The 21,684-nt window shown below is 60.3% G+C and carries 19 protein-coding genes; 12 read left to right on the top strand and 7 right to left on the bottom strand.

Annotated features, from left to right (window positions below; translation table 11 throughout):
* Window positions 1–58 precede the first annotated feature (58 nt).
* From metE to ACRWA7_RS03235, 3 genes are all read left to right on the top strand, one after another.
* Window positions 59–2,350 (top strand): 5-methyltetrahydropteroyltriglutamate--homocysteine S-methyltransferase, encoded by a 2,292-nt coding sequence (gene metE, locus ACRWA7_RS03245; RefSeq protein ID WP_438390042.1) that lies wholly within the window; start codon window positions 59–61, stop codon window positions 2,348–2,350.
* Between the two features lie 177 nt (window positions 2,351–2,527).
* Window positions 2,528–3,313 (top strand): DeoR/GlpR family DNA-binding transcription regulator, encoded by a 786-nt coding sequence (locus tag ACRWA7_RS03240; RefSeq protein ID WP_438390041.1) that lies wholly within the window; start codon window positions 2,528–2,530, stop codon window positions 3,311–3,313.
* Window positions 3,310–4,461, top strand: a complete 1,152-nt coding sequence (locus ACRWA7_RS03235; protein ID WP_438390040.1) for an MFS transporter — start codon at window positions 3,310–3,312, stop codon at window positions 4,459–4,461. Before ACRWA7_RS03240 ends, ACRWA7_RS03235 begins: the two co-directional genes overlap by 4 nt.
* 1 nt (window position 4,462) lies before the next feature.
* On the opposite strand, the gene ACRWA7_RS03230 is transcribed toward ACRWA7_RS03235, so the two are convergent.
* Window positions 4,463–5,335, bottom strand: coding sequence for a LysR family transcriptional regulator (locus tag ACRWA7_RS03230; protein WP_060858733.1), 873 nt, complete (start codon window positions 5,333–5,335; stop codon window positions 4,463–4,465).
* 301 nt (window positions 5,336–5,636) lie between these two features.
* Between ACRWA7_RS03230 and ACRWA7_RS03225 the strand changes: the two genes are divergently transcribed.
* The 5 genes from ACRWA7_RS03225 (at window position 5,637) to ACRWA7_RS03205 (ending at window position 11,575) form a co-directional block, all read left to right on the top strand.
* On the top strand, window positions 5,637–6,608 hold the full coding sequence (locus tag ACRWA7_RS03225) for a sugar ABC transporter substrate-binding protein (protein WP_438390039.1): 972 nt from the start codon (window positions 5,637–5,639) through the stop codon (window positions 6,606–6,608).
* 116 nt (window positions 6,609–6,724) lie between these two features.
* A complete protein-coding gene (locus ACRWA7_RS03220; RefSeq protein WP_438390038.1) occupies window positions 6,725–8,350 on the top strand; it encodes a sugar ABC transporter ATP-binding protein in 1,626 nt (541 codons plus the stop codon).
* Between the two features lies 1 nt (window position 8,351).
* A complete protein-coding gene (locus ACRWA7_RS03215) occupies window positions 8,352–9,353 on the top strand; it encodes an ABC transporter permease (protein WP_060858163.1) in 1,002 nt (333 codons plus the stop codon).
* A 21-nt stretch (window positions 9,354–9,374) separates the two neighbouring features.
* Window positions 9,375–10,307, top strand: a complete 933-nt coding sequence (rbsK, locus tag ACRWA7_RS03210; RefSeq protein WP_438390037.1) for a ribokinase — start codon at window positions 9,375–9,377, stop codon at window positions 10,305–10,307.
* 161 nt (window positions 10,308–10,468) lie between these two features.
* Entirely contained in the window at window positions 10,469–11,575 is a 1,107-nt protein-coding gene (locus tag ACRWA7_RS03205) for a nucleoside hydrolase (RefSeq protein WP_438390036.1), read from the top strand.
* 40 nt (window positions 11,576–11,615) lie between these two features.
* Here ACRWA7_RS03205 and ACRWA7_RS03200 read toward each other — a convergent pair whose 3' ends face one another.
* The gene (locus ACRWA7_RS03200) at window positions 11,616–12,752 is read right to left on the bottom strand and encodes an acyltransferase family protein (protein ID WP_438390035.1); all 1,137 of its coding nucleotides are present in this window, start codon (window positions 12,750–12,752) and stop codon (window positions 11,616–11,618) included.
* Between the two features lie 125 nt (window positions 12,753–12,877).
* Entirely contained in the window at window positions 12,878–13,303 is a 426-nt protein-coding gene (locus tag ACRWA7_RS03195; RefSeq protein ID WP_438390034.1) for a VOC family protein, read from the bottom strand.
* Between the two features lie 123 nt (window positions 13,304–13,426).
* Here ACRWA7_RS03195 and ACRWA7_RS03190 point away from each other — a divergent pair, with 123 nt between their 5' ends.
* The 3 genes from ACRWA7_RS03190 (at window position 13,427) to ACRWA7_RS03180 (ending at window position 16,096) form a co-directional block, all read left to right on the top strand.
* Window positions 13,427–14,407 (top strand): LysR family transcriptional regulator, encoded by a 981-nt coding sequence (locus ACRWA7_RS03190; protein ID WP_438390033.1) that lies wholly within the window; start codon window positions 13,427–13,429, stop codon window positions 14,405–14,407.
* A 58-nt stretch (window positions 14,408–14,465) separates the two neighbouring features.
* Window positions 14,466–15,665, top strand: coding sequence for a cytochrome P450 (locus ACRWA7_RS03185; protein WP_438390032.1), 1,200 nt, complete (start codon window positions 14,466–14,468; stop codon window positions 15,663–15,665).
* 86 nt (window positions 15,666–15,751) lie between these two features.
* Window positions 15,752–16,096, top strand: a complete 345-nt coding sequence (locus ACRWA7_RS03180) for a hypothetical protein (protein WP_438390031.1) — start codon at window positions 15,752–15,754, stop codon at window positions 16,094–16,096.
* Between the two features lie 163 nt (window positions 16,097–16,259).
* On the opposite strand, the gene ACRWA7_RS03175 is transcribed toward ACRWA7_RS03180, so the two are convergent.
* Genes ACRWA7_RS03175 through ACRWA7_RS03165 form a run of 3 tightly spaced genes read right to left on the bottom strand, consistent with a single transcriptional unit; the run spans window position 16,260 to window position 20,161 of the window.
* Entirely contained in the window at window positions 16,260–17,612 is a 1,353-nt protein-coding gene (locus tag ACRWA7_RS03175) for a class-II fumarase/aspartase family protein (RefSeq protein WP_438391015.1), read from the bottom strand.
* A gap of 12 nt (window positions 17,613–17,624) precedes the next feature.
* Window positions 17,625–18,800, bottom strand: a complete 1,176-nt coding sequence (locus ACRWA7_RS03170; RefSeq protein ID WP_438391014.1) for an enolase C-terminal domain-like protein — start codon at window positions 18,798–18,800, stop codon at window positions 17,625–17,627.
* Window positions 18,801–18,820: 20 nt separating this feature from the next.
* Window positions 18,821–20,161 carry a cation:dicarboxylate symporter family transporter gene (locus ACRWA7_RS03165; protein ID WP_244164203.1) on the bottom strand — a complete coding sequence of 447 codons (1,341 nt, stop codon included), beginning with the start codon at window positions 20,159–20,161 and terminating at the stop codon, window positions 18,821–18,823.
* 256 nt (window positions 20,162–20,417) lie between these two features.
* Between ACRWA7_RS03165 and ACRWA7_RS03160 the strand changes: the two genes are divergently transcribed.
* The gene (locus tag ACRWA7_RS03160; RefSeq protein WP_438391013.1) at window positions 20,418–21,143 is read left to right on the top strand and encodes a GntR family transcriptional regulator; all 726 of its coding nucleotides are present in this window, start codon (window positions 20,418–20,420) and stop codon (window positions 21,141–21,143) included.
* A 42-nt stretch (window positions 21,144–21,185) separates the two neighbouring features.
* Here the strand turns inward: ACRWA7_RS03160 and ACRWA7_RS03155 are convergent, their stop codons facing one another.
* On the bottom strand, window positions 21,186–21,587 hold the full coding sequence (locus tag ACRWA7_RS03155; protein ID WP_060858153.1) for a GFA family protein: 402 nt from the start codon (window positions 21,585–21,587) through the stop codon (window positions 21,186–21,188).
* Between the last annotated feature and the right edge of the window lie 97 nt (window positions 21,588–21,684).

Below are 21,684 nucleotides of genomic sequence, written 5' to 3'. Positions count from 1 at the left end.
ATATTTCATGGACCGTGCGAACTATGATCGGGCCGTTCATTTCAGGAGCGGCATATCAATGGTCACGACACACAACCTGGGTTTCCCTCGCATCGGCGCGATGCGCGAGCTTAAATTCGCACTCGAGTCCTACTGGAAAGGCGAGTCCCCGCTTGAAGAACTGAAACTGCGGGGCGCCGCGTTGCGTCGCCGCCATTGGCAGGACCAGTCGAATCTCGACCTCGTGCCGGTGGGCGACTTCGCCTTCTATGACCAGGTGCTGGACATGAGTTTCACGCTGGGCCACCTGCCGGAACGCGTCCACGGTTTTCACGGCGACAGCCTCGATAATTACTTCCGCGTGGCGCGCGGCCGCTCGGCCAGGAACGCTGAAGACCACGGCGCGTGCTGCGGCGGCGTCGCGGCGGGTGAGATGACCAAATGGTTCGATACGAACTATCACTACATCGTCTCCGAGTTCAGCGCGAACACGGAATTCAAGCTCGATCCGGCGCGCCTGCTGGAACAACTGGGCGAAGCGAGGGCTCAAGGCGTCAAGGCGAAGCCCGTAATCATTGGTCCGGTGACCTATCTGGCGCTCGGCAAGGCCAAGGACGATTCCGACAAGCTCGCCCTGCTGCCGCGCCTGCTTCCGGTCTATGCCGAATTGCTCGCCACGCTGGCCGAGCACGGAGTCGAATGGGTTCAGGTCGATGAACCCATCCTCGTGACCGAACTTTCCGCCGAGTGGCAGCAAGCCTATGTCACCGCATATCAGGCGCTTGCCCGAGGCCGGGTCAAACTGCTGCTCGCCACCTACTTTGGCCAGTTGCTCGACAATCTGTCCCTCGCCTGCAAGCTGCCCGTACAAGGCCTGCATCTCGACGCGATCAATGCGCGTGCCGAAGTCGATGCGGTCATCGAACAATTGCCGCAAGACCGCGTGCTGTCGCTTGGCGTGATCAACGGCCGCAACATCTGGAAAACGGATCTTTCGAGCGTGCTCGACTGGCTCGAACCGGTCGCGAAGCAACTCGGCGAACGCCTGTGGATTGCACCGTCCTGCTCGCTTTTGCATGTGCCGGTGGATCTCGACAGCGAACGGAAGCTGGATGCGGAAGTCCGTTCGTGGCTCGCCTTCGCATTGCAAAAACTGGGTGAACTGAAGCTGCTGGCAACCGCGCTGAATCGCGGCCGTGACGCCGTCAAGGCCGAGTTGGCCGTCAATGCCGCCGCCATTGCCGAACGCCGCGCTTCACCTCGCGTGAACAATCCGGCAGTCAAGGCGGCGCTTGCGAAGATCAGTCCGGCCTTGGGTCAACGCAAGAACGCCTATACGGCGCGCGCCGGCAAGCAGGCGCTCTTGCTGAACCTGCCGGCTTATCCCACGACGACCATCGGCTCGTTTCCGCAAACCAGCGAGATCCGCCACGCGCGCAACCGTTTCAAGAACGGCGCGCTCGATGAAGCTGGCTACAAAGCCGCCATGCAAGCCGAGATCGAGCGCAGCGTGCGTGAACAGGAATCCCTGGGGCTGGACGTGCTGGTGCACGGCGAAGCCGAACGCAACGACATGGTCGAATACTTCGGCGAACAGCTCGACGGCTATGCGTTCAGCCAGTTCGGCTGGGTGCAGTCGTACGGCTCGCGTTGCGTCAAGCCGCCCATCCTCTTTGGCGACATCAGCCGGCCGAAGGCCATGACCGTCGACTGGATCAAATACGCGCAATCGCTCACCAGCAAGCCGATGAAAGGCATGCTCACCGGCCCGGTCACTATCCTGAACTGGTCCTTCGTGCGCGACGATCAGCCGCGTTCGGTCTCGTGCTATCAGCTTGCACTCGCTATCCGCGAAGAAGTGCTGGACCTGGAAAAGGCCGGCGTGCGCGTGATCCAGATCGACGAAGCCGCGTTGCGCGAAGGCCTGCCGCTGCGCAAGTCCGAGTGGCAGGAATATCTCGACTGGGCTGTGCAGTCTTTCCGCATCACGGCCAATGGCGTGGAGGACGAGACACAGATCCACACGCACATGTGCTATTCGGAGTTCAACGACATCATTGCGTCGATTGCCGGCATGGACGCCGATGTGATCACCATCGAGACCTCGCGCTCGGACATGGAGTTGCTGGACGCGTTCGACAACTTCAACTATCCGAACGAGATCGGGCCTGGCGTATATGACATTCACTCGCCGAACATTCCGACACAGGAGCACATTGTGCAACTGATGAAGAAGGCCGCCGAGCGCATTCCGGCGCGGCGGTTGTGGGTGAATCCGGACTGCGGGCTGAAAACGCGCCAGTGGGAAGAGGTCATTCCGGCGCTGACGAACATGGTGGCGGCCGCCCGGACGCTGCGCGCTTCTGCCTGAGGGCAATCCCGTCTGCCGGGCGCGCGCCGGAATTAACCCCGACAGGCGCGCGGCCTGGCCATTCCCGAGGCCGGGTGGTATTTCAATCTCAAAAAAATTTGTACTCTTCTGCTCGTTTACGATACATTATGCTCATTTGCGATCGATTAGATCGAACGAGCAAACACCGAGCAAACGATGCAAAGAACCCGCCGCGACGCCACCGACACCCTTCTCCCCGACGAACGCGCCAGCCTGATACTGGAGCGGCTGCGTTCGCACGGCCGCGTGCTTGCCGCGGATCTGGCCGCGGAATTCGGCACATCGGAACACACCATTCGCCGCCACTTGCGCGACCTCGCCGACGCCGGCCATTGCAAGCGCGTCTATGGCGGCGCGCTGCTCGTGTCGCCCGCATCGTCCACGCGCATGCGCGAAGCTAGCGACCGCAAGGCGCTGCTCGCGGCAACGGCTGCAAGCATTGTCCGGGCGGGGCAGATCATCCTACTCGACGCCGGCTCGACCAACGTGGCAATAGCCGCCGCACTTCCCAATGACGCCAGCCTCACGGTCGTGACGAACTCGCCCGACGCCTGCTCGCGGCTGATGGATCGCGAGGGTATCGACGTCATCCTGATCGGCGGACGCATGAATCCGCGCGGCGCGGGATCGACCGGTTCCACCGCTTTGCTGCAGGTCCAGCAGATCAAGGCCGATCTATGCTTCCTGGGCGCCTGCGCAATGGAACCATCGGAAGGCGTCGCCGCATTCGACGCTGAGGAAGCCGAACTAAAACGCGCCATGGTGAAGTCGAGCGGACAGGTCGCCATCGCCCTGACATCGGAGAAACTGATGACTGCAGCACCCTACTTTGTCGCGCCCGCGTCGGGTATCGACTACCTGATTCTGGAAGCCGATGCACCCGCCGAACGCGTTGGCGCATTTGAAAGCCTGTGCGGCAACGTGATGGTGGCGCGCTCATGAAAACCATCGTGAAACCTGTCTCCGAACGCGTCGCCACTACAGCAGTGTTTCTTGCCAATGGACTGGGAATAGGCGCGTGGGCCGTCGAGGTTCCCCGTATCAAGGAAGCCTTGTCCCTGAGTGATACCGCGGTCGGCCTCGCATTGTTCGCGTTTGCCCTGGGCGCGATTGTCGCCATGCCGCTGGCGGGCCGCCTTGCGCCGCGCTTTGGCAGTGGCCGCGTGACCGCGCTGCTTGGCGTGGCATTCGTGATCGCGCTACCCTTGCCCGCATTCGTGCCGGACTTCGCGTTGTTATGCGCGGTGCTCTTTGTACTGGGCGCGGCAAACGGCGCACTCGATGTATCGATGAACGGACACGCCAGCGCCATAGAAAGCGAATGGCATGCACCGATCATGTCGTCGTTTCACGCTGCGTGGAGCGTGGGTGGCCTGCTCGGCGCGGCATCCGGCGCGGCGCTTCAGGCCAACGGCGTAGGTACGGCTGGCGGCCTCCTGATTCCCGACGCGGTGATCGCGGTGCTGATTTTGAGCGGCGCCCTCTTCGCGCTCAGGGATATCGGACCTCGCGTGAAAGAAGCGGTCAGCGGTTTTATCCTGCCCAGCGGCGCCGTCATGAAGCTCGCCGGCCTTGCGTTTCTCTGCATGCTGGTCGAAGGCGCGGTCGCCGACTGGAGCGCGGTGTTCCTGCGCTCCGCACTCGACACACAGGCAAGCGCCGCGGCGCTCGGTTATTCGTCGTTTGCGTTCGCGATGGCGGCGTGCCGGGTGGTCGGCGATGTCTCCGTGCGCCGGCTCGGGTCAAGCGTCGTGGTGGCAATCGGCGGTTTGATCGCGGCGCTCGGGCTGGCGCTGGTGCTGGGTTATCCGAACGTGGTGAGCGCTTGCGTGGGTTTCGCGCTCGTGGGCATTGGCCTTGCGAACATCGTGCCGGTTATCTTCAGCGCAGCCGGACGCTCGACTTCCACGCCGGCTGTAGGCGTGTCGATGGCGGCAACCGCTGGTTACGCCGGGTTCCTGGTCGGACCGCCGTTGATCGGCTTTGCAGCAGGTTTTCTCGGCTTGCGGCTTGCGTTGTGCGCGCTCGTCATCGCAACGCTGGTTGTTTGCCTTGTGGGCGGCAAGGCGGTGCAGAAGGCGGTTGCCTAGATCATCGAAAAATATCCGCAACCAGATTCGATACCGCCCGTATGCGCTCGCTCCCGCGAAGCGCCGGATGCAGCACCATCCACACGTCCTGATCGAGTTCGCGGATATGCGGTTCGACGCAGACTAGGTCGCTGGTTGTATCGCCGGCGAGTTGCGCGAGCACGCCCAGGCCCGAGCCTCCCAGCACGCCGTCGAATACGCCAAGGAGATAGCTGCATCTGAGAGTCGGCTCGGGTGCGCCTGGCAAGCTCTTCAGCCATCGCGCCGCGGGATGGTCGTCACGTCGCTCGTCGTAACCCACGAACGACAGCTTGTTCCACTCCCTCTTCTTGATCGCGACCTTGTGGCGCAAATAATAATCACGCGATGCATACAGCCCGAAGCGCACCTTGCCAATGCGCCGCACATAGAGATCGCCTTCGTCCGGGCATTCCGACCAGATTGCAATATCCGCTTCACGACGCGCAAGGTTATAAGGGCGCTGCGACGTGAGCACCTCGATTGCCAGTCCCGGAAACCGCTCCTGAAATGAGCCCAGCAGCTTCATCAGGATATAAGACATCCATTCGACGGCATTGATCCTCACCGTCCCTTCAAGTCCATGCGAACCGGTCACGTCGCCAGCGCGTTCAATCTGATGCGCCAGGGTTTCCATTTGCGCCGCCCACGTCACGACCTGCTGCCCGAACGCCGTCACAGTGCAGCCGGACGGCACGCGGTCAATCAGGGGTTCACCTAATCTTCGTTCGAGTTCGGTGAGCCGGCGCGAGAGCGTGGCGGCGCTCAGGTCGCACGCCAAAGCTGCGGCCCGCATGGTTCCTTCCCGCGCAATGGCAAGCAGGATGCGCAGATCGTCCCAGTCAACGTGTTCCATTTTCGAAACGCCCGCTTTCAATTTTAGAGGTAGCATATCGCGATTCGCGAGGATAGCATTAGACCTCGATAGACCGTCCTTGCCTCTTCTCTTCATGGCTTGACCAAGGTCTTTCAGACACTTCGCGGCAAAGGAAATGCCACCCTGGGTTTCCTTTCAGATTGCTTGTTCCGCGTGCTCGCCTGAAGCGGCGAATAAGTTGGCGAATGAGCAAATCTCGCGATCCAGCGATTAACGATTTAACGACCAAACGACTCGCGGCTGCCGCACGGCGGACCGAAGAGCGGACTCCGGAGACTCCATGACCCGCAAACCCAATCAAGCCCGACGCCGCGTGCTCGCCGCAACCGCAGTATTTGCTGCAGCTTCGCTCCTGCCCGTTTCATCGGCATTCGCTCAGACGGCGAAAAAACCCACCGTCGCGCTCGTGATGAAGTCGCTCGCGAACGAGTTCTTCCTGACCATGGAAACCGGCGCGAAGGATTATCAGGCGCATAACACCGACAAGTTCACCCTCATCACGAACGGCATCAAGGACGAAACCGATACCGCGAACCAGATCCGCATTGTCGAGCAGATGATCGTCTCGAAGGTCGAGGCCCTCGTGATCGCGCCGGCGGATTCCAAGGCGCTGGTTCCGGTCATCAAGAAAGCGGTCGACGCCGGGATCATCGTGGTGAATATCGACAATAAGCTCGACTCGGACGTGCTCAAGTCGAAAGACCTGAACGTGCCGTTTGTCGGCCCGGACAATGCAAAGGGCGCGCGTCAGGTGGGCGAATATCTGGCGAAGAAACTCAAGTCCGGCGATGAGGTGGGCATTATCGAAGGCGTCTCGACCACGACCAATGCGCAGCAGCGCACGGCGGGTTTCAAGCAAGCCATGCAAGCTGGCGGCATGAAGGTGGTGGCGCTGCAATCGGGCGATTGGGAAATCGACAAGGGCAATGCGGTGGCCTCGCAGATCCTGAACGCGAATCCCAACGTGAAGGCGCTGCTGTGCGGCAACGACAACATGGCGATCGGCGCGGTATCGGCTGTGCGCGCCGCGGGCAAAGCGGGCAAGGTGCAGGTCGTGGGCTACGACAACATCAACGCCATCAAGCCGATGCTCGCCGACGGCCGCGTGCTCGCCACCGCCGACCAGTACGCTGCAAAGCAGGCGGTTTTCGGTATCGATACCGCGTTGAAGGCGCTTGCAGCGCATCAGAAGCAGTCGGCGTTGTCGAGCGTTGTTGAGACGCCTGTGGATCTCGTGACGGGCAAGAAGTAAGCGCCACGCAAAAGTATCACCGCCAACATGGCGGGCCGCAGGACGATCCGACGTCCTGCGGCATGACCGCACGCTTCAACGTTCACCCTCAAGCACCTTCCGGTCTTTCCAAAGCGATGCCAAGTTCAACCGCCCCTAATGCCAATGCTGCCAATGGCGCCGATGCATCTCCGGTGCTGACCATCCATGGCATAGGCAAGACTTATGTCGAACCGGTACTCATGGATGTGTCGCTGCATCTGCGTCCCGGCGAAGCGCTCGCGCTGACCGGCGAGAATGGCGCCGGTAAAAGCACCCTGTCGAAGATCATCAGCGGCCTGGTCACGCCCACTACCGGCTCAATGCAACTTGCAGGCGCCGCCTATGCACCCGCGACCCGCAGCGACGCCGAAGCGCTCGGCGTGCGCATGGTGATGCAGGAGCTGAACCTCTTGCCCACGTTATCGGTGGCGGAAAACCTCTTTCTCAACCGCTTGCCTCAACGCGGTCTTGGCTGGATCGATCGCGCGAAGCTGCGTGAAGACGCGCGTCATGCCATGGCGCAAGTCGGCCTCGATGCAATCGCCCCGGATACGCTCGTTGGCGAGCTTGGCATAGGTCATCAGCAGATGGTCGAAATCGCGCGCAACCTGATTGGCGATTGCCGCGTGCTGATCCTCGACGAACCCACGGCCATGCTGACCGCGCGCGAAGTCGATCTGCTGTTCGAGCAGGTCGAGCGTTTGAAGTCGCGTGGCGTTGCGCTGGTTTATATCTCGCACCGGCTCGAAGAACTGGCGCGCATTGCAGAGCGTGCAGCGGTGCTGCGCGACGGCCGCCTCGTGCATGTTGACGCAATGCACAATCTGACGAGCGATAAACTCGTCACACTGATGGTTGGGCGCGACATTGGCGAACGCATCGATCTGGGCGAACGCCGGATCGGCGCGACTGCGTTCAAGGTCCGGGGCATGACGCGCGGCCACGTGGTGCGCGACGTATCGTTCGAAGTGAAGGCCGGGGAAATTTTCGGCATCAGCGGGTTGATCGGCGCCGGGCGCACCGAACTCATGCGGCTGATTTATGGCGCAGACCGCGCGGATAGCGGCGAGGTGTTCGTTGCGCGCCACGGCGGCGCGCTCGCGAAGGTCAATGTGAAATCGCCTTCGGATGCGGTCGGCCAGGGCATTGCGTTGATTACCGAAGACCGCAAGGGCGAAGGTTTGTTACTGCCGCAGCCTATTGCCGCGAACATTTCGCTTGGCAATGTCGGCGCGGTATCGAAGCATGGCGTGGTCGACGCGCGGCGCGAAAACGCACTGGCGCAAAAGCAGATCACGGCAATGCGCATACGCACGTCGAGCGCGGCGCAACCTGTGTCCGAACTGTCGGGCGGCAATCAACAGAAGGTTGTGATCGGGCGCTGGCTCGCGCGCGACTGCACCGTGTTGCTCTTCGACGAACCCACGCGCGGTATCGACGTTGGCGCGAAGTTCGACATCTATGCATTGATGGGCGCGCAGGCGCGCGAGGGCCGCGCGCTGGTCGTGGTATCGAGCGATCTGCGCGAATTAATGCTCATTTGCGACCGCATAGGAGTAATGTCGGCGGGACGCATGACGGGCATCTTCGAGCGCGATGACTGGTCGCAGGATGCACTGCTAGCCGCGGCATTCGCGGGGTATGCAGGCCGCGATAAAATTCTCACCGAACCTGCCGAGCCAGACACCAGAACGCCAGAAGCACATATTACGGAGCATTAGCATGACCACTCAGACCACCACACCGAAGACGCAGACGGAGCCGCCCAAAAGCGCAAAGCCGATCGGCACGCGCCTCGGGTTTTCGAATTACCTTGGCCTGCTCGGCGCGCTGATTGCGATGATCGCGCTTTTCTCGGTGCTGAGTTCGCACTTCCTCACTTACGACACCTTCAGCACTATCGCGAACCAGATTCCCGATCTTGTGGTGATGTCAGTGGGCATGACCTTCGTGCTGATCATTGCGGGCATCGACTTGTCAGTGGGCTCGGTGCTGGCGCTCGGCGCGGCCCTGACCAGCGTCGCCGCGCTGCAATGGCACTGGCCGGCGCTGCCCGCAGCCTTGCTCGGCATGGCGGGCGCCACGCTGACCGGTTGCGTGACCGGCGCGGTCACCGTGGGCTGGCGCATTCCTTCGTTCATTGTTTCGCTCGGCGTGCTCGAGGCCGCACGCGGTCTTGCGTATCAAATGACGAATTCGCGCACCGCGTACATTGGTGATGCCTTCGACTTCCTGTCGAACCCGATCGCCTTCGGCATTTCGCCTTCGTTCCTGATTGCCATAGTCGTGATGGTCGTGGCGCAACTGGTGCTGACGCGCACCGTGTTCGGCCGCTATCTGGTCGGCATTGGCACGAACGAAGAAGCGGTGCGGCTCGCGGGCGTCAATCCGCGCCCTTACAAGATCATCGTGTTCGCGCTCATGGGGCTACTCTCCGGCCTCGCGGCATTGTTCCAGATTTCCCGCCTCGAAGCCGCCGATCCCAACGCTGGCTCGGGTATCGAACTGCAGGTGATCGCGGCGGTCGTGATTGGCGGAACGAGCCTGATGGGTGGGCGCGGTTCGGTCATCAGCACCTTCTTTGGCGTCCTGATCATTTCCGTGCTTGCCGCGGGTCTTGCGCAGATCGGCGCAAACGAGCCGACCAAGCGGATCATCACGGGCGCGGTGATCGTCGTCGCCGTCGTGCTGGATACGTATCGCAGCAAACGCCGCGTCTTGTGACGCGGGCAGGAGAACAAGTCGATGTCGAAAGAAACAAAGCAAGGGCTGATCCTTATTGTCGGCAGTATCAATACCGACCTCGTGGCGCGCTCCCCTCATCTGCCGCGACCGGGCGAAACCATTGGCGGCCATGAGTTTTCCGAACATTCCGGCGGCAAGGGCGGTAATCAGGCGGTCGCGGCCGCTCGCATTGGCGGGCGCGTGGCCATGGCGGGCTGTGTCGGCGCCGATGCAAACGGAAAGGTGCGGCTTGCGGGACTTGAAACGGAAGGCATCGACTGCGGCGCGATCGAGATCGATCCGTCGCTGCCCACCGGCGTTGCGATGGTGACCGTTGCGGACGATGGCCAGAACACCATTGTGGTGGTCGCGGGCAGCAACGGACAAGTCACGCCTGAAATGGTCAAGCGGCACGAAGCGGTCATCAAGTCAGCCGATGTCGTGGTGTGCCAGCTCGAGATCCCCTGGGATTCGGTGTATGCAACGCTGGTGAGCGCCAAGCGCTTCGGCAAGCTGACCGTGCTGAACCCGGCGCCCGCGACCGGCCCGCTGCCGGCCGAGTGGCTGCCGCTTGTCGACTATCTGGTTCCGAACGAAGTCGAGGCGGCGATCCTCGCGGGATTGCCAGTCGAATCGCAAAGCGGCGCACGGCGCGCGGCAAAGGAACTGCAACGCGCCGGCGCGCGCAACGTGATCGTCACGCTGGGTTCGCAAGGCGCGTATTTGTTGCCGGAAGGCGGCGAAGGCACGCATTTCCCCGCGCCCAAGGTCGACGCAGTGGACACGACCGCCGCAGGCGATACGTTCATTGGGGTATTCGCCGCACAACTGGCAGCGCGCCAGCCGGTGGAAGCCGCAATTGATCTGGCGCAGCGCGCCGCTGCTATTTCGGTGACGCGCGCGGGCGCTCAACCGTCCATTCCCACGCGCCAGGAAGTAGACAGCGCATCCTGACGCAACCCGATTCTTGTCAGCAAGCGCTTGGTATAGATGTAGATCAAACGCCGGACGTGTGCCGCCTGCCTGAGCAGGCAGCACACGTGAAATGCGAAGCTGCCGCATGGCGCCATGTTGCAGTCGTTGTTCGTTATCCACCAACTCGAATGGGAACAGCAATGCACTCAAAGTCTATAGCAATCCTCATGACATCCATGGCGCTCGCCGCATGCGGCGGCAACAACGACAATTCGAATTCCTCACCTTTATCGAACGCGCCCAAGGTGATCATGGATTCGGATTTCAACACCATGGGCGACGATGGCCAGCTTTTCGCCATGACCACGCAATTGATGGCGCAAGGCAAGGTCAACTTGCTGGGCCTCACGGTCGTGACCGGAAATGACTGGCTGCTGCAGGAACAGGCAGATGCACTCAAGGCGGTCGAGCGCATGGGCGTGCAGAACACGGTGGGCGTTTACGCTGGTGCGAACTATCCGCTGCAATACAATGTTGCCAGCATCCGGGCGCAGCAAGCGGCGAATCCGAACGGATATTTCGGCGCGTGGATGCGGCCAGAACCGACTCAGGCGTCGCAGTTGACCGCTCCGCCAGATGGCTTCGCAACCAGCACGAAGCTGCAAGCAGAGAATGCGTCCGACTACATAATCGACACGGTCAAGAAGTATCCCAATCAGGTCACCATTCTCGAAGTGGGCCCGCCGACCAATCTCGCGCTCGCCTTGCAGAAAGCGCCGGAAATCGCGTCCTTGATCAAGCAGATTGTCTACATGGGCGGCGCGATGGCTGTACCGGGCAACGCCAACGCCGTAGGCGAGCTGAACTGGTGGTTCGATCCGCTTGCGGTGCGCACCGTGTTGCAGACGTCGATTCCCCAATCCGTGATTCCGCTCGATGTCACCGACACCGTGCCGCTCACTGAAAGCGTCTACGACCAGATCGCAAACAATCCGAACAAGCAGACCGCGGTCACCCGAGCATATGCAATAGCCAACGCAAACGCATTCAGTACCAACACCGATATCTTCGATACGCTGACGATCGCCTACTTTACCGATCCGACTTACGCAACGCAGACAAAGAGCGCATACCTCGACATCGATACCAGCAGCGGCGAAACCCAGGGTCAGGTGAAGGTTTATCAAAACCCTGTCGCGGGGGCGTCTCCGCAAAAGATCACTTACGTGACGCAGTTCGACAACAACCGCTTCTTCAATCTATATATCGACCTGCTGACGCGGCCCGTGCCAGTGACGCTGCCTTGAAGCGCAACTGAGTAAACGAGATGCCTAAGGCCGCCTGAGCTCAGTGCGCATGTTCAGGCTGGCCTCTCGCACTTGGCGAACGCGACGTCCTGTAGGCTTTGCGCAGGTATGCGCAAAGCGGCTTTTCTATCGACAGGAAACAGATGATCGATATGGCGGTGAGCCCAATAAGAAACGCCGCGAATTGCAAAGGCGACGTGGCTACATCAGGGAACACCATCCTCGCGTATCTGAATAGCGGTACGTGCAATATGTAGAACGCAAAGCTCGCCTCGCCCAGTAACACCATCGGCTTGCTGCCCAGCAGAGCGCTAAGCGGCCCTTTGGCGCAAGCGAGGCAGTAGAGCAGCAGCATGAACGCGGGAAACAGCAACACCTTCGCATGCAGATGATTCGATACAACGATCACGGCTGCCGAAACCGCCAAAGCGCCAAGCGCACCCAGATCGAAGGCCAACGTTTTCTCTTTAGCGTTTCTCAGGAACAATCGCGCCAGACAAATTCCGGCGATAAATTCTCCGATGCGAAGCGCCGGGATGAAATTGACGAGTTCCTTGGGCCAATGCTCGTTTTGCAACGCCGGCGGCAAGAATGAAAGCGTCAAGGTCGGAACGACGGAAATCACCCAGCACACGGCGATCAAGCCGGAAAGCACGGCGACGCGCCGGTTCCTCAAATAAGTGAACAGGAATGGAAAGGCCGCATAAAACACGGCCTCCGCCGACAGCGACCATCCTGGCGTATTCCACGCATTGGCGGTGGTCGTGGTCCATGCTTGCAAAAGCGTCAGCGAAACCAGTCCATAAAACGCGAGCCGCGCGTAAGTGCCGGCGCCGTGTCCATGCAAGGCCACGAGATTGGAATAAATCAGCGGCGCAAACACAATCCAGCCAAGCAAATAGATCGGGTAGATCTTCGCGAATCGGGAAAAATAAAACTGTCGTATGGCGGGGCGTTGCGCGCCATTCACTTCCGGGTGGGTGTAGGTCAGGATAAATCCCGAGAGAATGAAGAACAATTCCACGGGATCGCCGGCGTTTTCATAAAAATGCTTGGGCGAGATCGCAAGCGTCGCGGCGATGTTTTCCGACAAGTGATAGAGCGCAACGCTCAAGGCCGCCAGAAAGCGAACGCCGGTCAATGCGGGGATCAGTGGCTTTCTTGCGGTTGTTGTCATTGTTGCATAGGATGCGCCGCGTGCCCTAGCCCGCTTGGCAACCCTATGGTGCCCGCTAAATAAATCGAAAATTAATGGAGAAACACGGATTTTCGCTAAATAAAATGGGCTTGTCGTACCAGCGCTTATTTTGCAAAAACCTGGCCCATGTCTTCGAACGCCTTGAACTCAAGCGCATTTCCACCACAAGAATCGAGAAAAAACATGGTTGCCTGTTCGCCCGGCAATCCCTGGAAACGGATCTGCGGCTCAATGATGAACTTGACGTCCTGCGCACGAAGCCGCTCGGCCAGCGCTTTCCATTCGGGCATGGGCAGGATCGCGCCGAAATGACGGACGGGCACGTCATGACCATCGACTTCGCTCGTCGATTTGTGACCGGTCTCTTCCGGCGAAAGATGGGCCACGATCTGGTGCCCGTAGAAATCGAAGTCTACCCAGCTCTCTGAACTCCGCCCTTCGGGACAGCCGAGGAGTTCGCCGTAGAACTGCCGTGCGCCGGCAATACTGTTGACGGGAAATGCCAGGTGAAACAACACGGGTGCAGTCATTTGGGAGCCTTGCAGGTAGGTGTATTGGGTCGTATGGAAATTCAGGCAATGACCATGATGCTAAGATAAAAATAACGAATGAGAAACGCATATTTTTTAGCCTAGGCATCAATTAATTTCATTATGCTCCGCTACCTCGCCACTTTCCTCACCGCAGCTGAAACGGGCTCGTTTTCCAGCGCGGGAGAGCGGCTCGGCCTGACGCAGTCGGCGGTCAGCATGCAGATCAAGCGGCTGGAATCGGATCTCGGATGCATGTTGTTCGAGCGCAGCGGCAAAGCCGTGCAACTCAGCGAGCGTGGACGGGCGCTGGTCAGTCATGCCCGCGAGCTCGTCGCGCGCTACGACGACATGAAAGCCGGCGCGGTGCCACAGGCGTCGACCCTCACTCTCGGCGCGATTTCCACCGTTCAATCCGGCTTGTTGCCCAAGGCTCTACGCGGTTTCGCCGAAAGTTGCCCGGCCACGAATATCCAGGTCACGCCGGGCACCTCTATTCAATTGCTCGCGCAAGTCGATGCCGGTGAGCTCGATATTGCCGCCATGATCAAGCCGAATTTCGGTATTCCCGCCAATCTCGTCTGGATTCCGCTACTGGACGATGTGTACGTCGCGATTGCGCCGAAAGCGGCAACAGGTTCGCTAAGGGAATGGGCACTCGACTTGCCCTTCATTCGCTATGATCGGCGCTCTTATGGCGGTGGACTCGTCAATACGTTCTTGCGCCGGCAGAAACTGGTGGTGCGCGAAGGCATAGAACTCGACGAACCTGCCGTGATTGTGCAGATGGTCGCTGAGGAACTCGGTTGGTCGGTCGTACCGGGAGACCTTTTGATGCTGCAACACGTACCATTGGTTCAACGCATGGCGCTGCCGGGTCAGCCGGTGAATCGCAAGCTCGGCCTGCTCGTCAGGAAGGCCGTACTTGATCGCGCGACCACGCGTGCGCTGGTCGAGAGCCTTCGGGAAGAGGCGCGTATGCGCCGGTCGGAAGCCGCAAAAATGGACGATACGCCTGCTGTTTATCGTCAGGGCGTGGCTGCGCGCAGGCCCAGGATGAAACGGCCCCGACACGCGGCACCAAATGATCTCGGAACGGAATAAATCCGCATTACGGGTGTTGTCAAGGCGTATGCCTTCCCCACACTCATCACCATTCCACATGAAATTCAGCGACCTTTCTTCCCCCGCCTTCTTCGAAAACCCTTACCCGTTCTACGAACAACTTCGCGCCGAGGGCGCGCTGGTTCCGCTGGCGCCCAACGTTGTGTTAACGGGGCGCTACGCGATCATCGAAGCGATGCTGCACGACCGGCGCATGGGCAAGACCTACATGCAGAGCGTGGTCGCCCGGTACGGCGAAAGCGGCCGCGAACAGCCTGTATTCCAGGCGCTAAGCCGTATGTTCCTGATGATGAACCCTCCCATGCACACGCGCTTGCGGGGTTTGTTGATGAAGGCGTTCAACGCACGGCAGATCGGTTTGCTCCGCGACATTGCGCAAGGCACCGCGAATACGCTGGTCGACTCGCTCAATCCCGGCGTGGAGTTCGATCTCGTCAGCGACTATCTGTTGCCTTTACCGGTGAACATCATCTGCCGCTTGCTCGACGTACCCGTGGAAGACGGTGTGAGGTTAGGCTCTGCGGCAAGCCTTCTAGGTAATGCACTTGACAGCGCACCCATGGACGCCGAACGTCTCGCGGCGGCAAACGAAGCCACGCTCACATTGCAGCACTATTTCGCGGGCGTGGTCGAGCAACGGCGCACGAAACCCGGCGATGATCTGGTCTCCGCTCTGGTTCGTGCAGAGGAAGCCGGCGAGTCGCTTTCCAACGATGAAATCATTTCGAACGTGCTGCTGCTGTTTGTGGCCGGCCACGAAACGACATCGAACATGCTCGGCAACGCGCTGATTTCATTGCATCGGCAACCAGAGCAACTTGCGCTGCTTCAACGTGATCCGTTGTTGGTGCCCAACGCTGTGAGCGAATGCCTGCGGTTCGACAGTTCCGTGCAGATGATCGTGCGCACGGCGCTCGAAGACGTGGAGGCGGCAGGCGTGACGATTGCGCAAGGCACGATTGTGTTCATGATGGTGGGTTCGGCCAATCGCGATCCCGGGCAGTTCAGCAAGCCGGATCAACTGGATATAGAACGTCCGGCGCAGGGCAAGCTATTGTCCTTTGCAGCGGGCATTCACCATTGCCTCGGCGCGCGGCTTGCAACACTCGAACTGGAAACCGGCCTTGGCACACTCGTTTCACGGCTGCCGGCATTGCGCATCACCAATCTGGATTCATTGCAGTGGCGTCAACGCAATACTTTGCGCGGGGTGGAATCGTTAATGGCTTTGTACTGAGGTTTGAGCGTTTGCGTGGATCATCGTGCGCTATTTTCTGGCCAAAGAAAAATAGCGCACGAAAACTGCGATACATTCGCTCAACGATGCCCCATTCCACCGTATCCATGCATATGGCCGCCGCCGTGAAAGCCACCATGAAAGCCGCCGGCATACGAACCGCCAACGTGATAGTGGCCCATTTGATTGAAATGGTTGTATCGATGGAAGTGGTGAAAACGGTCGACAAAAATAAAGCTCACGCCCGCGCCAATGAAGAGTGGCGGACCCACGTACCAAGGGTCGACATACGGATATTGCGCAACCGGATAGGTCAGCAACTTTGTGCAAATACCGGCGCCGACGCGGCTAAACTCGCGCACGCCAGCACCATTCCAAGGCAAAACGCTTTACGCATGATCGTTGTCTCCAGCAAGGAACCCGACGGGTAACGAACGGTTAACAAGCGCCTCGATGGCGCTTCAGCATATGCCGCTCGTGCCGGGCTTACATGGATTAAACGGGCGAACGCGCTTTATTATTCCGCATTACCTCGCCACATACGACTCGCGCATATGCCTTGCAAGAAAGGTCCGGATCACAAAATCCCGTGCCTTACACATTCGTGGCATTCGCAACCGAGCGCGCCATTATCGCGGCAGCACCCAGATAGTTTGCCGGATCGGTAAGTTCACGCAGCCGGGCTTCGCCAAATGCATCGCGAATCTTCGCGTTCTCCATCAGCACGTCGAACAACGTACGGTTGTTCTCGATTGCGATGCGGCACGCGTCGTAGACCACATCGTGCGCGTGCTGCCGCCCGATGCTCGGAGCCAAGCCCATCATCACGGCTTCGGCCACGATCAGGCCGCCCGTGAGATCCAGGTTCTTGCGCATCTTCGCGGCGTCGACCACGAGGCCGCGCAGCATGAAGTTCGCCTGATGCAACGCGCTGGCGCACAGCAAAAAGCTCTCGGGCACCGCGCTCCATTCAAGATGCCATGGACCCGTCGCGCGTTCGAAATCGTGCATCATGCCGTCAAGCATCAACGCCGCGCGCTCGCGCAGCATTTTCGCGGCGGCGAACATCAGTTCGCTTGAGATCGGATTGCGCTTTTGCGGCATGGTCGAACTTGCGCCGCGTCCCGGCACGAAGGGCTCGGCTACTTCGCCGAATTCCGATGCCGCCATCATCATCACGTCGAGCGCGATTTTCCCCAGCGAGCCGCCGATGCTCGCCAACAGCGAGACCAGTTCACTGAGCCCGTCGCGCGCGACGTGCCAGGTGATTTCCGGATCGCGAAGACCCAGTTCTTCGGCGAACAGGCGACGCGTTTCGAGCGCACGCTCAGGGTCGTTGAGCGACGCAAGCGTTCCCGCCGCGCCGCCAAACTGCACCATCAGCGCCCGCGGTTTCGCCTGAGCCAGACGCTCGGCATGGCGGTTCAACGCAGAGAGCCAGACTGCTGCACGAAAGCCGAAAGTGACCGGCAACGCGTGTTGCAAATGCGTACGGCCGGCCGTCACTGTATCGGCGTGTTTGCTGGCGAGATCGCGTAGTGCGCCGCGCACTTCGTCGAGCTGACGTTCGATGATCGCCACGCCCTTCGCGCATTGCAGCACGGTCGCGGTATCCATGATGTCCTGCGTGGTCGCGCCCCAGTGCAGATAGCCGCCGGCATCACCGCACATGGCGCTGACCTGCTTGACCAGCGGCAAGATAGGATAACCAACGATCTCCGTTTCGTGACGCAGCGCCTCCAGATCGAGCCGCGAAAAATCGGCGCGGGCAGTAATCTCGCGCGCGGCTTCCGCGGGAATCAAACCCGCTTTGGCCTGCGCGCGCGCGAGCGCCGTTTCAGTATCGATACAGCGTGCAAGATACGCGGTGTCAGAGAACACCTCGCGCATTTCCGGCGTGCCGAACATGTCGCGAAAAAGAGCGGAATCGAATACGGTGGTAGACATCAAGGGTTCCTTTTAATGATCCAGGCGCGCGAGCCACGGCCGCACCGCTTCTTTTTCTTCGAGTCCAAAGCCTGCCGCATCGGTCGGGCGCACGAGGCCGCCGCCCACGCCGCAGCCGGCTGGATAACCGCCAAACGGCTGGAATACGCCGGGATAGGCCTCGCATCCGCCAAGTTCGAGGCCGACCGCTATGTGCAGATTGATCAGATGGCCGCCGTGAGGAAACGCTTGAGCGCGATCGAAACCCTGGCTTTCCATTGCGTCGATCATCCGCGCGTATTCGGTCAGTCCGTAAGCGAGACCGGCGTCCATCTGAAAGATGTCCTTGTCCTTTCGCATGCCGCCAAAGCGGATCAGATTGTTTACATCCTGTACCGAGAACAGGTTTTCTCCGGTTGCGATACGTCCTTCATAGGCCTGCGCTACTTGCCGATTCAGGTCGTAGTCGAGCGGGTCGCCAATCTCTTCGTACCAGCGCAAATCGTATGGCGCGATAGCCTCGGCGTAAGCGAGCGCCGTGCTCAGGTCGAAACGTCCGTTGGCATCGACCGCGAGACGCTGACCCTCGCCCGCAACCTTCAACGCGGCCTCGATGCGCGCCGTGTCCTGCGCGAGCGTCGCACCGCCTATCTTCATCTTGAAGGCGTCGAAACCGAGTTCGCGATAAGCGCGGAATTCATCGGCGAGACGCTCCGTGCTTTCGTCCGGGTAGTAATAGCCTCCGGCCGCGTACACGTTTACGCCTTCATGCTTGCCCTGCCGTCCGAAGTGCCTCGAAATGGTGACATGCGCGGGTTCATCGGCGAGCTTGGCATTGAGGTCCCATACCGCGAGCTCGATCGCGCCTGCCGCTGCCGCGCGGTCGCCATGGCCGCCGGGCTTCTCGTTGCGCAGAATCGTTCGCAAGACTTTGGCGGCATCGAAGCTATCGCCCGACGCGTCGAGCAGCGACTCGGGCGCCGTGGCCGACGCAGCCTTGAGGCGCGGAATGATCCGCTCGCGCAGGATGCCGCCTTGCGCATACCGGCCGATGGAATCGAACGCATAGCCGGTAACAGGCCGGCCATTCCTGATCACATCCGTTTCGAGCGCGACAAGCGACACATCGTGCTCGGCGAAGCTGACCAGCGCGTTCGCTACGTTTCCTTCCAGCGGAACGGAGATTTCCCTGATGGCGGTAATACGCATGACTATTCCTTAGGATGACTTTAGATGACCTTGCCGTCGCTCGATCCAAACACGCGCCGATACTCGCTGCGTGCGGCGCTTTCGTCGAACTCGCCGGTCGACCTTGCGATAACGAGCGTCGCCACGCTGTTGCCCATGGAGTTGCAGATCGACACCGCCTGCGAAGTGAAGCGGTTGATGCCGAACAGGATCGGCAATCCTTCTATGGGCAAGAGGCCCGACGCCGTGACCGTCGCGGCAAACACAATGAACGTGCCGCCAGAAACGGTCGCCGCGCCCTTCGATGTCAGGAGCATCAGCAACAGCAAGCCAAACTGCTGATGCAAGTCGAGCGGCACACCATAGGCGTTTGCGAGAAACATCACACACAGCGACATGTACACGGCGGTGCCGTCGAGATTGAACGCATAGCCTGTAGGCAGGATCAATCCGACCGACTGACGCGAGCAGCCAAGCCGTTCGAGTTTCTCGAAGAGTCGCGGCAATGCGCTTTCCGACGACGCCGTGGCGAACAACAGGAAGATTTCTTCCTTGAAATAACGCAGGAAGCGGAACACGTTGAAGCCATAAAGACGCAGCACGAGGCCAAGCACCACGACCACGAAGAACGCCAGCGACAGATACATCACGATCAGCAGATAGCCCAAAGAAATCACCGCGCTCATGCCGCTGCTGCCGATTGCAAACGCGATCGAACCGAATGCGCCGAGCGGGGCGAACTTCATGATCACGTCGACGAACTTGAAGAAGCAGTCGGACATCCGCGACAGCGCATGTTCCACGCTCGCGCGCTGCTCCGTGTTGAGCATGAGCACGGCGGCGCCAAAACCGATCGAGATCACAAGCACCTGCAAGAGCGACCCGTTGGCAAACGCGCCGATGAAGTTGTCGGGGAACAACGTGAGCAGGAAGTGTTCGAACGATACCGACGCAGCCTTGCCATACGTCTCGTGCGCCGCCGCCGCAGCTTCCGGGCTCTGCACCAGATGCATGCCCGCGCCGACGCCCGAGAGGTTGGCGATCACCATGCTGATAATGAGCGCGATAGTCGAGACAATCTCGAAGTAGATCAGCGCGCGCAAGCCGATGCGCCCGACATTCTTCAGGTCGCCGGCCGCGGCGATGCCCAGCACGACGTTCAGGAACACGAGCGGCGCGACAATCATCTTGATGAGCCGCAGGAAGATATCGCCGAGAATCTTCATTTGCACCGCGAGATGCGGCGCAATGAACCCCAGCGCGAGACCAAGCACGATCCCCACGACAATCTGGAAACCCAGCCGCGCATAGAACGGCTGACGGGGCCTGGCCTCCGACGTTCCGTCGTCTGCGGGATGCGACATATTCGTTTGAACCGCCATTTCGGTCTCCGTTTTGTACGGATCGGACGCATTTCAACACGCGCGTTCAATCCGCCTATTAAGTCCGTACATTTTCAATATGTACGGACTATATTAAAGGTAACGCAAACGCGTCAACTTCGGGTTTACGCGATGCTTCCGTCGCGTTTCCGGCGTTCCGGCCGAGATGCCTTGGCAACCCGGCACGAGCCAAGATACGATGTCGCGCTCAGCTTCGCAGCCATACGTCGAACAATAGGAAAAACAGGAAAGGTTTATGAAACCGCGGTACGTGGAACTGGCAGATCAATTGATCGAAGCGATTGGCAACGGGACGTTTGCCATCGGCGCCGCGCTGCCGAGCGAAATGGATCTCTCCACACAATACGGCGTCAGTCGCGCGACCGTGCGCTCAGCGTTGCAGAAGGTGCAGGACCTGGGGCTGATCTCCCGGCGCAAACGCGCGGGCATTCGCGTGGAGGCGTCGAAGCCGCGCCTCGCTTTCGAGCAGTCCATGTCGAATGTCGAGGACCTGATGCAGTTCGCCGTCCTCACCGAGCGGCACGTCCAGTCCATCGGCGAGATTTCGGCGAGTCCCGCGCTTGCGGCGCGAATTGGCGTGGAAACCGGCTCGCGATGGTTGCGCATTGAAATGCTGCGGGTCGATCCCGCCAAGGCCGACCGGCCGATCTGCTGGACCGACGTGTATCTGGATCCGGTTGCCGGCGCAGCCATCCGGCGCGAACTGCGCAAGAACACTGGTCTGATCTGCGAGATGGTGGAAGAGCGTTGTGGGCGAGCGGTCCAGGAAGTCCGCCAGGAAATTCGCGCGGTTGGCGTACCGGAACGTGTTGCCGGGACGCTTGCCGCCGCACCCGATTCTCACGCGCTCGAGATCGTGCGTCATTACGTCGATCAGCGCGGTCTCGTGTTCGAGGCGACCATCAGCGTATTTCCCGCCGACCGGTTCACGTATGCGCTGCGGTTGGCGCGCCAGGACTGAACACCGCCGGGTTCGCCGCGCGTGGAAAGAGCGATTCGACCGTCAGCGCTGCCGTGATTCCGGCAGCGCTTCTATATTGCGCGCCCATGCAAGCGCCGAGCTGCACCAGCCCTGCCTGAGCGCGGGGATCTCGGCGCGCTGCGCGATCGCGCCGAGGCGAAGATTGAACTGAGCCGGGTTGTCGGCGGCTGCGGCGTAGATTGGCGTGCCGCAATCGGCGCAGAATGCCTGAGCGCGTCGAGCGCCGGATTCCGCTGTCTTGATGTACACCTTCGGATGGCCGCGCAGAATGCGGAAGTCGTCCGCCAAGGCCGGAACGCTTGCGCGAAAAGGCGCACCGGAGAGTGTCTGGCAATCGGTGCAATGGCACAAGGCCGCCTTTTGCGGATCGACGGTGGCTTCATATGCGATTGCACCGCAGTGACAATGGCCTTCGATTTTCATCTTTCCACCTGTAAGCTGAGAGGTCGTGATGTGATGCGGGTCGATCACCCACTTCGAGACAAAACGAATCCTTTTCTTTCGGGCGTGTCGATTTCGA

Source organism: Caballeronia sp. DA-9 (assembly GCF_051615025.1).
Lineage (GTDB): Bacteria > Pseudomonadota > Gammaproteobacteria > Burkholderiales > Burkholderiaceae > Caballeronia > Caballeronia sordidicola.
This window is presented reverse-complemented; position numbering and strand designations above follow the sequence as displayed.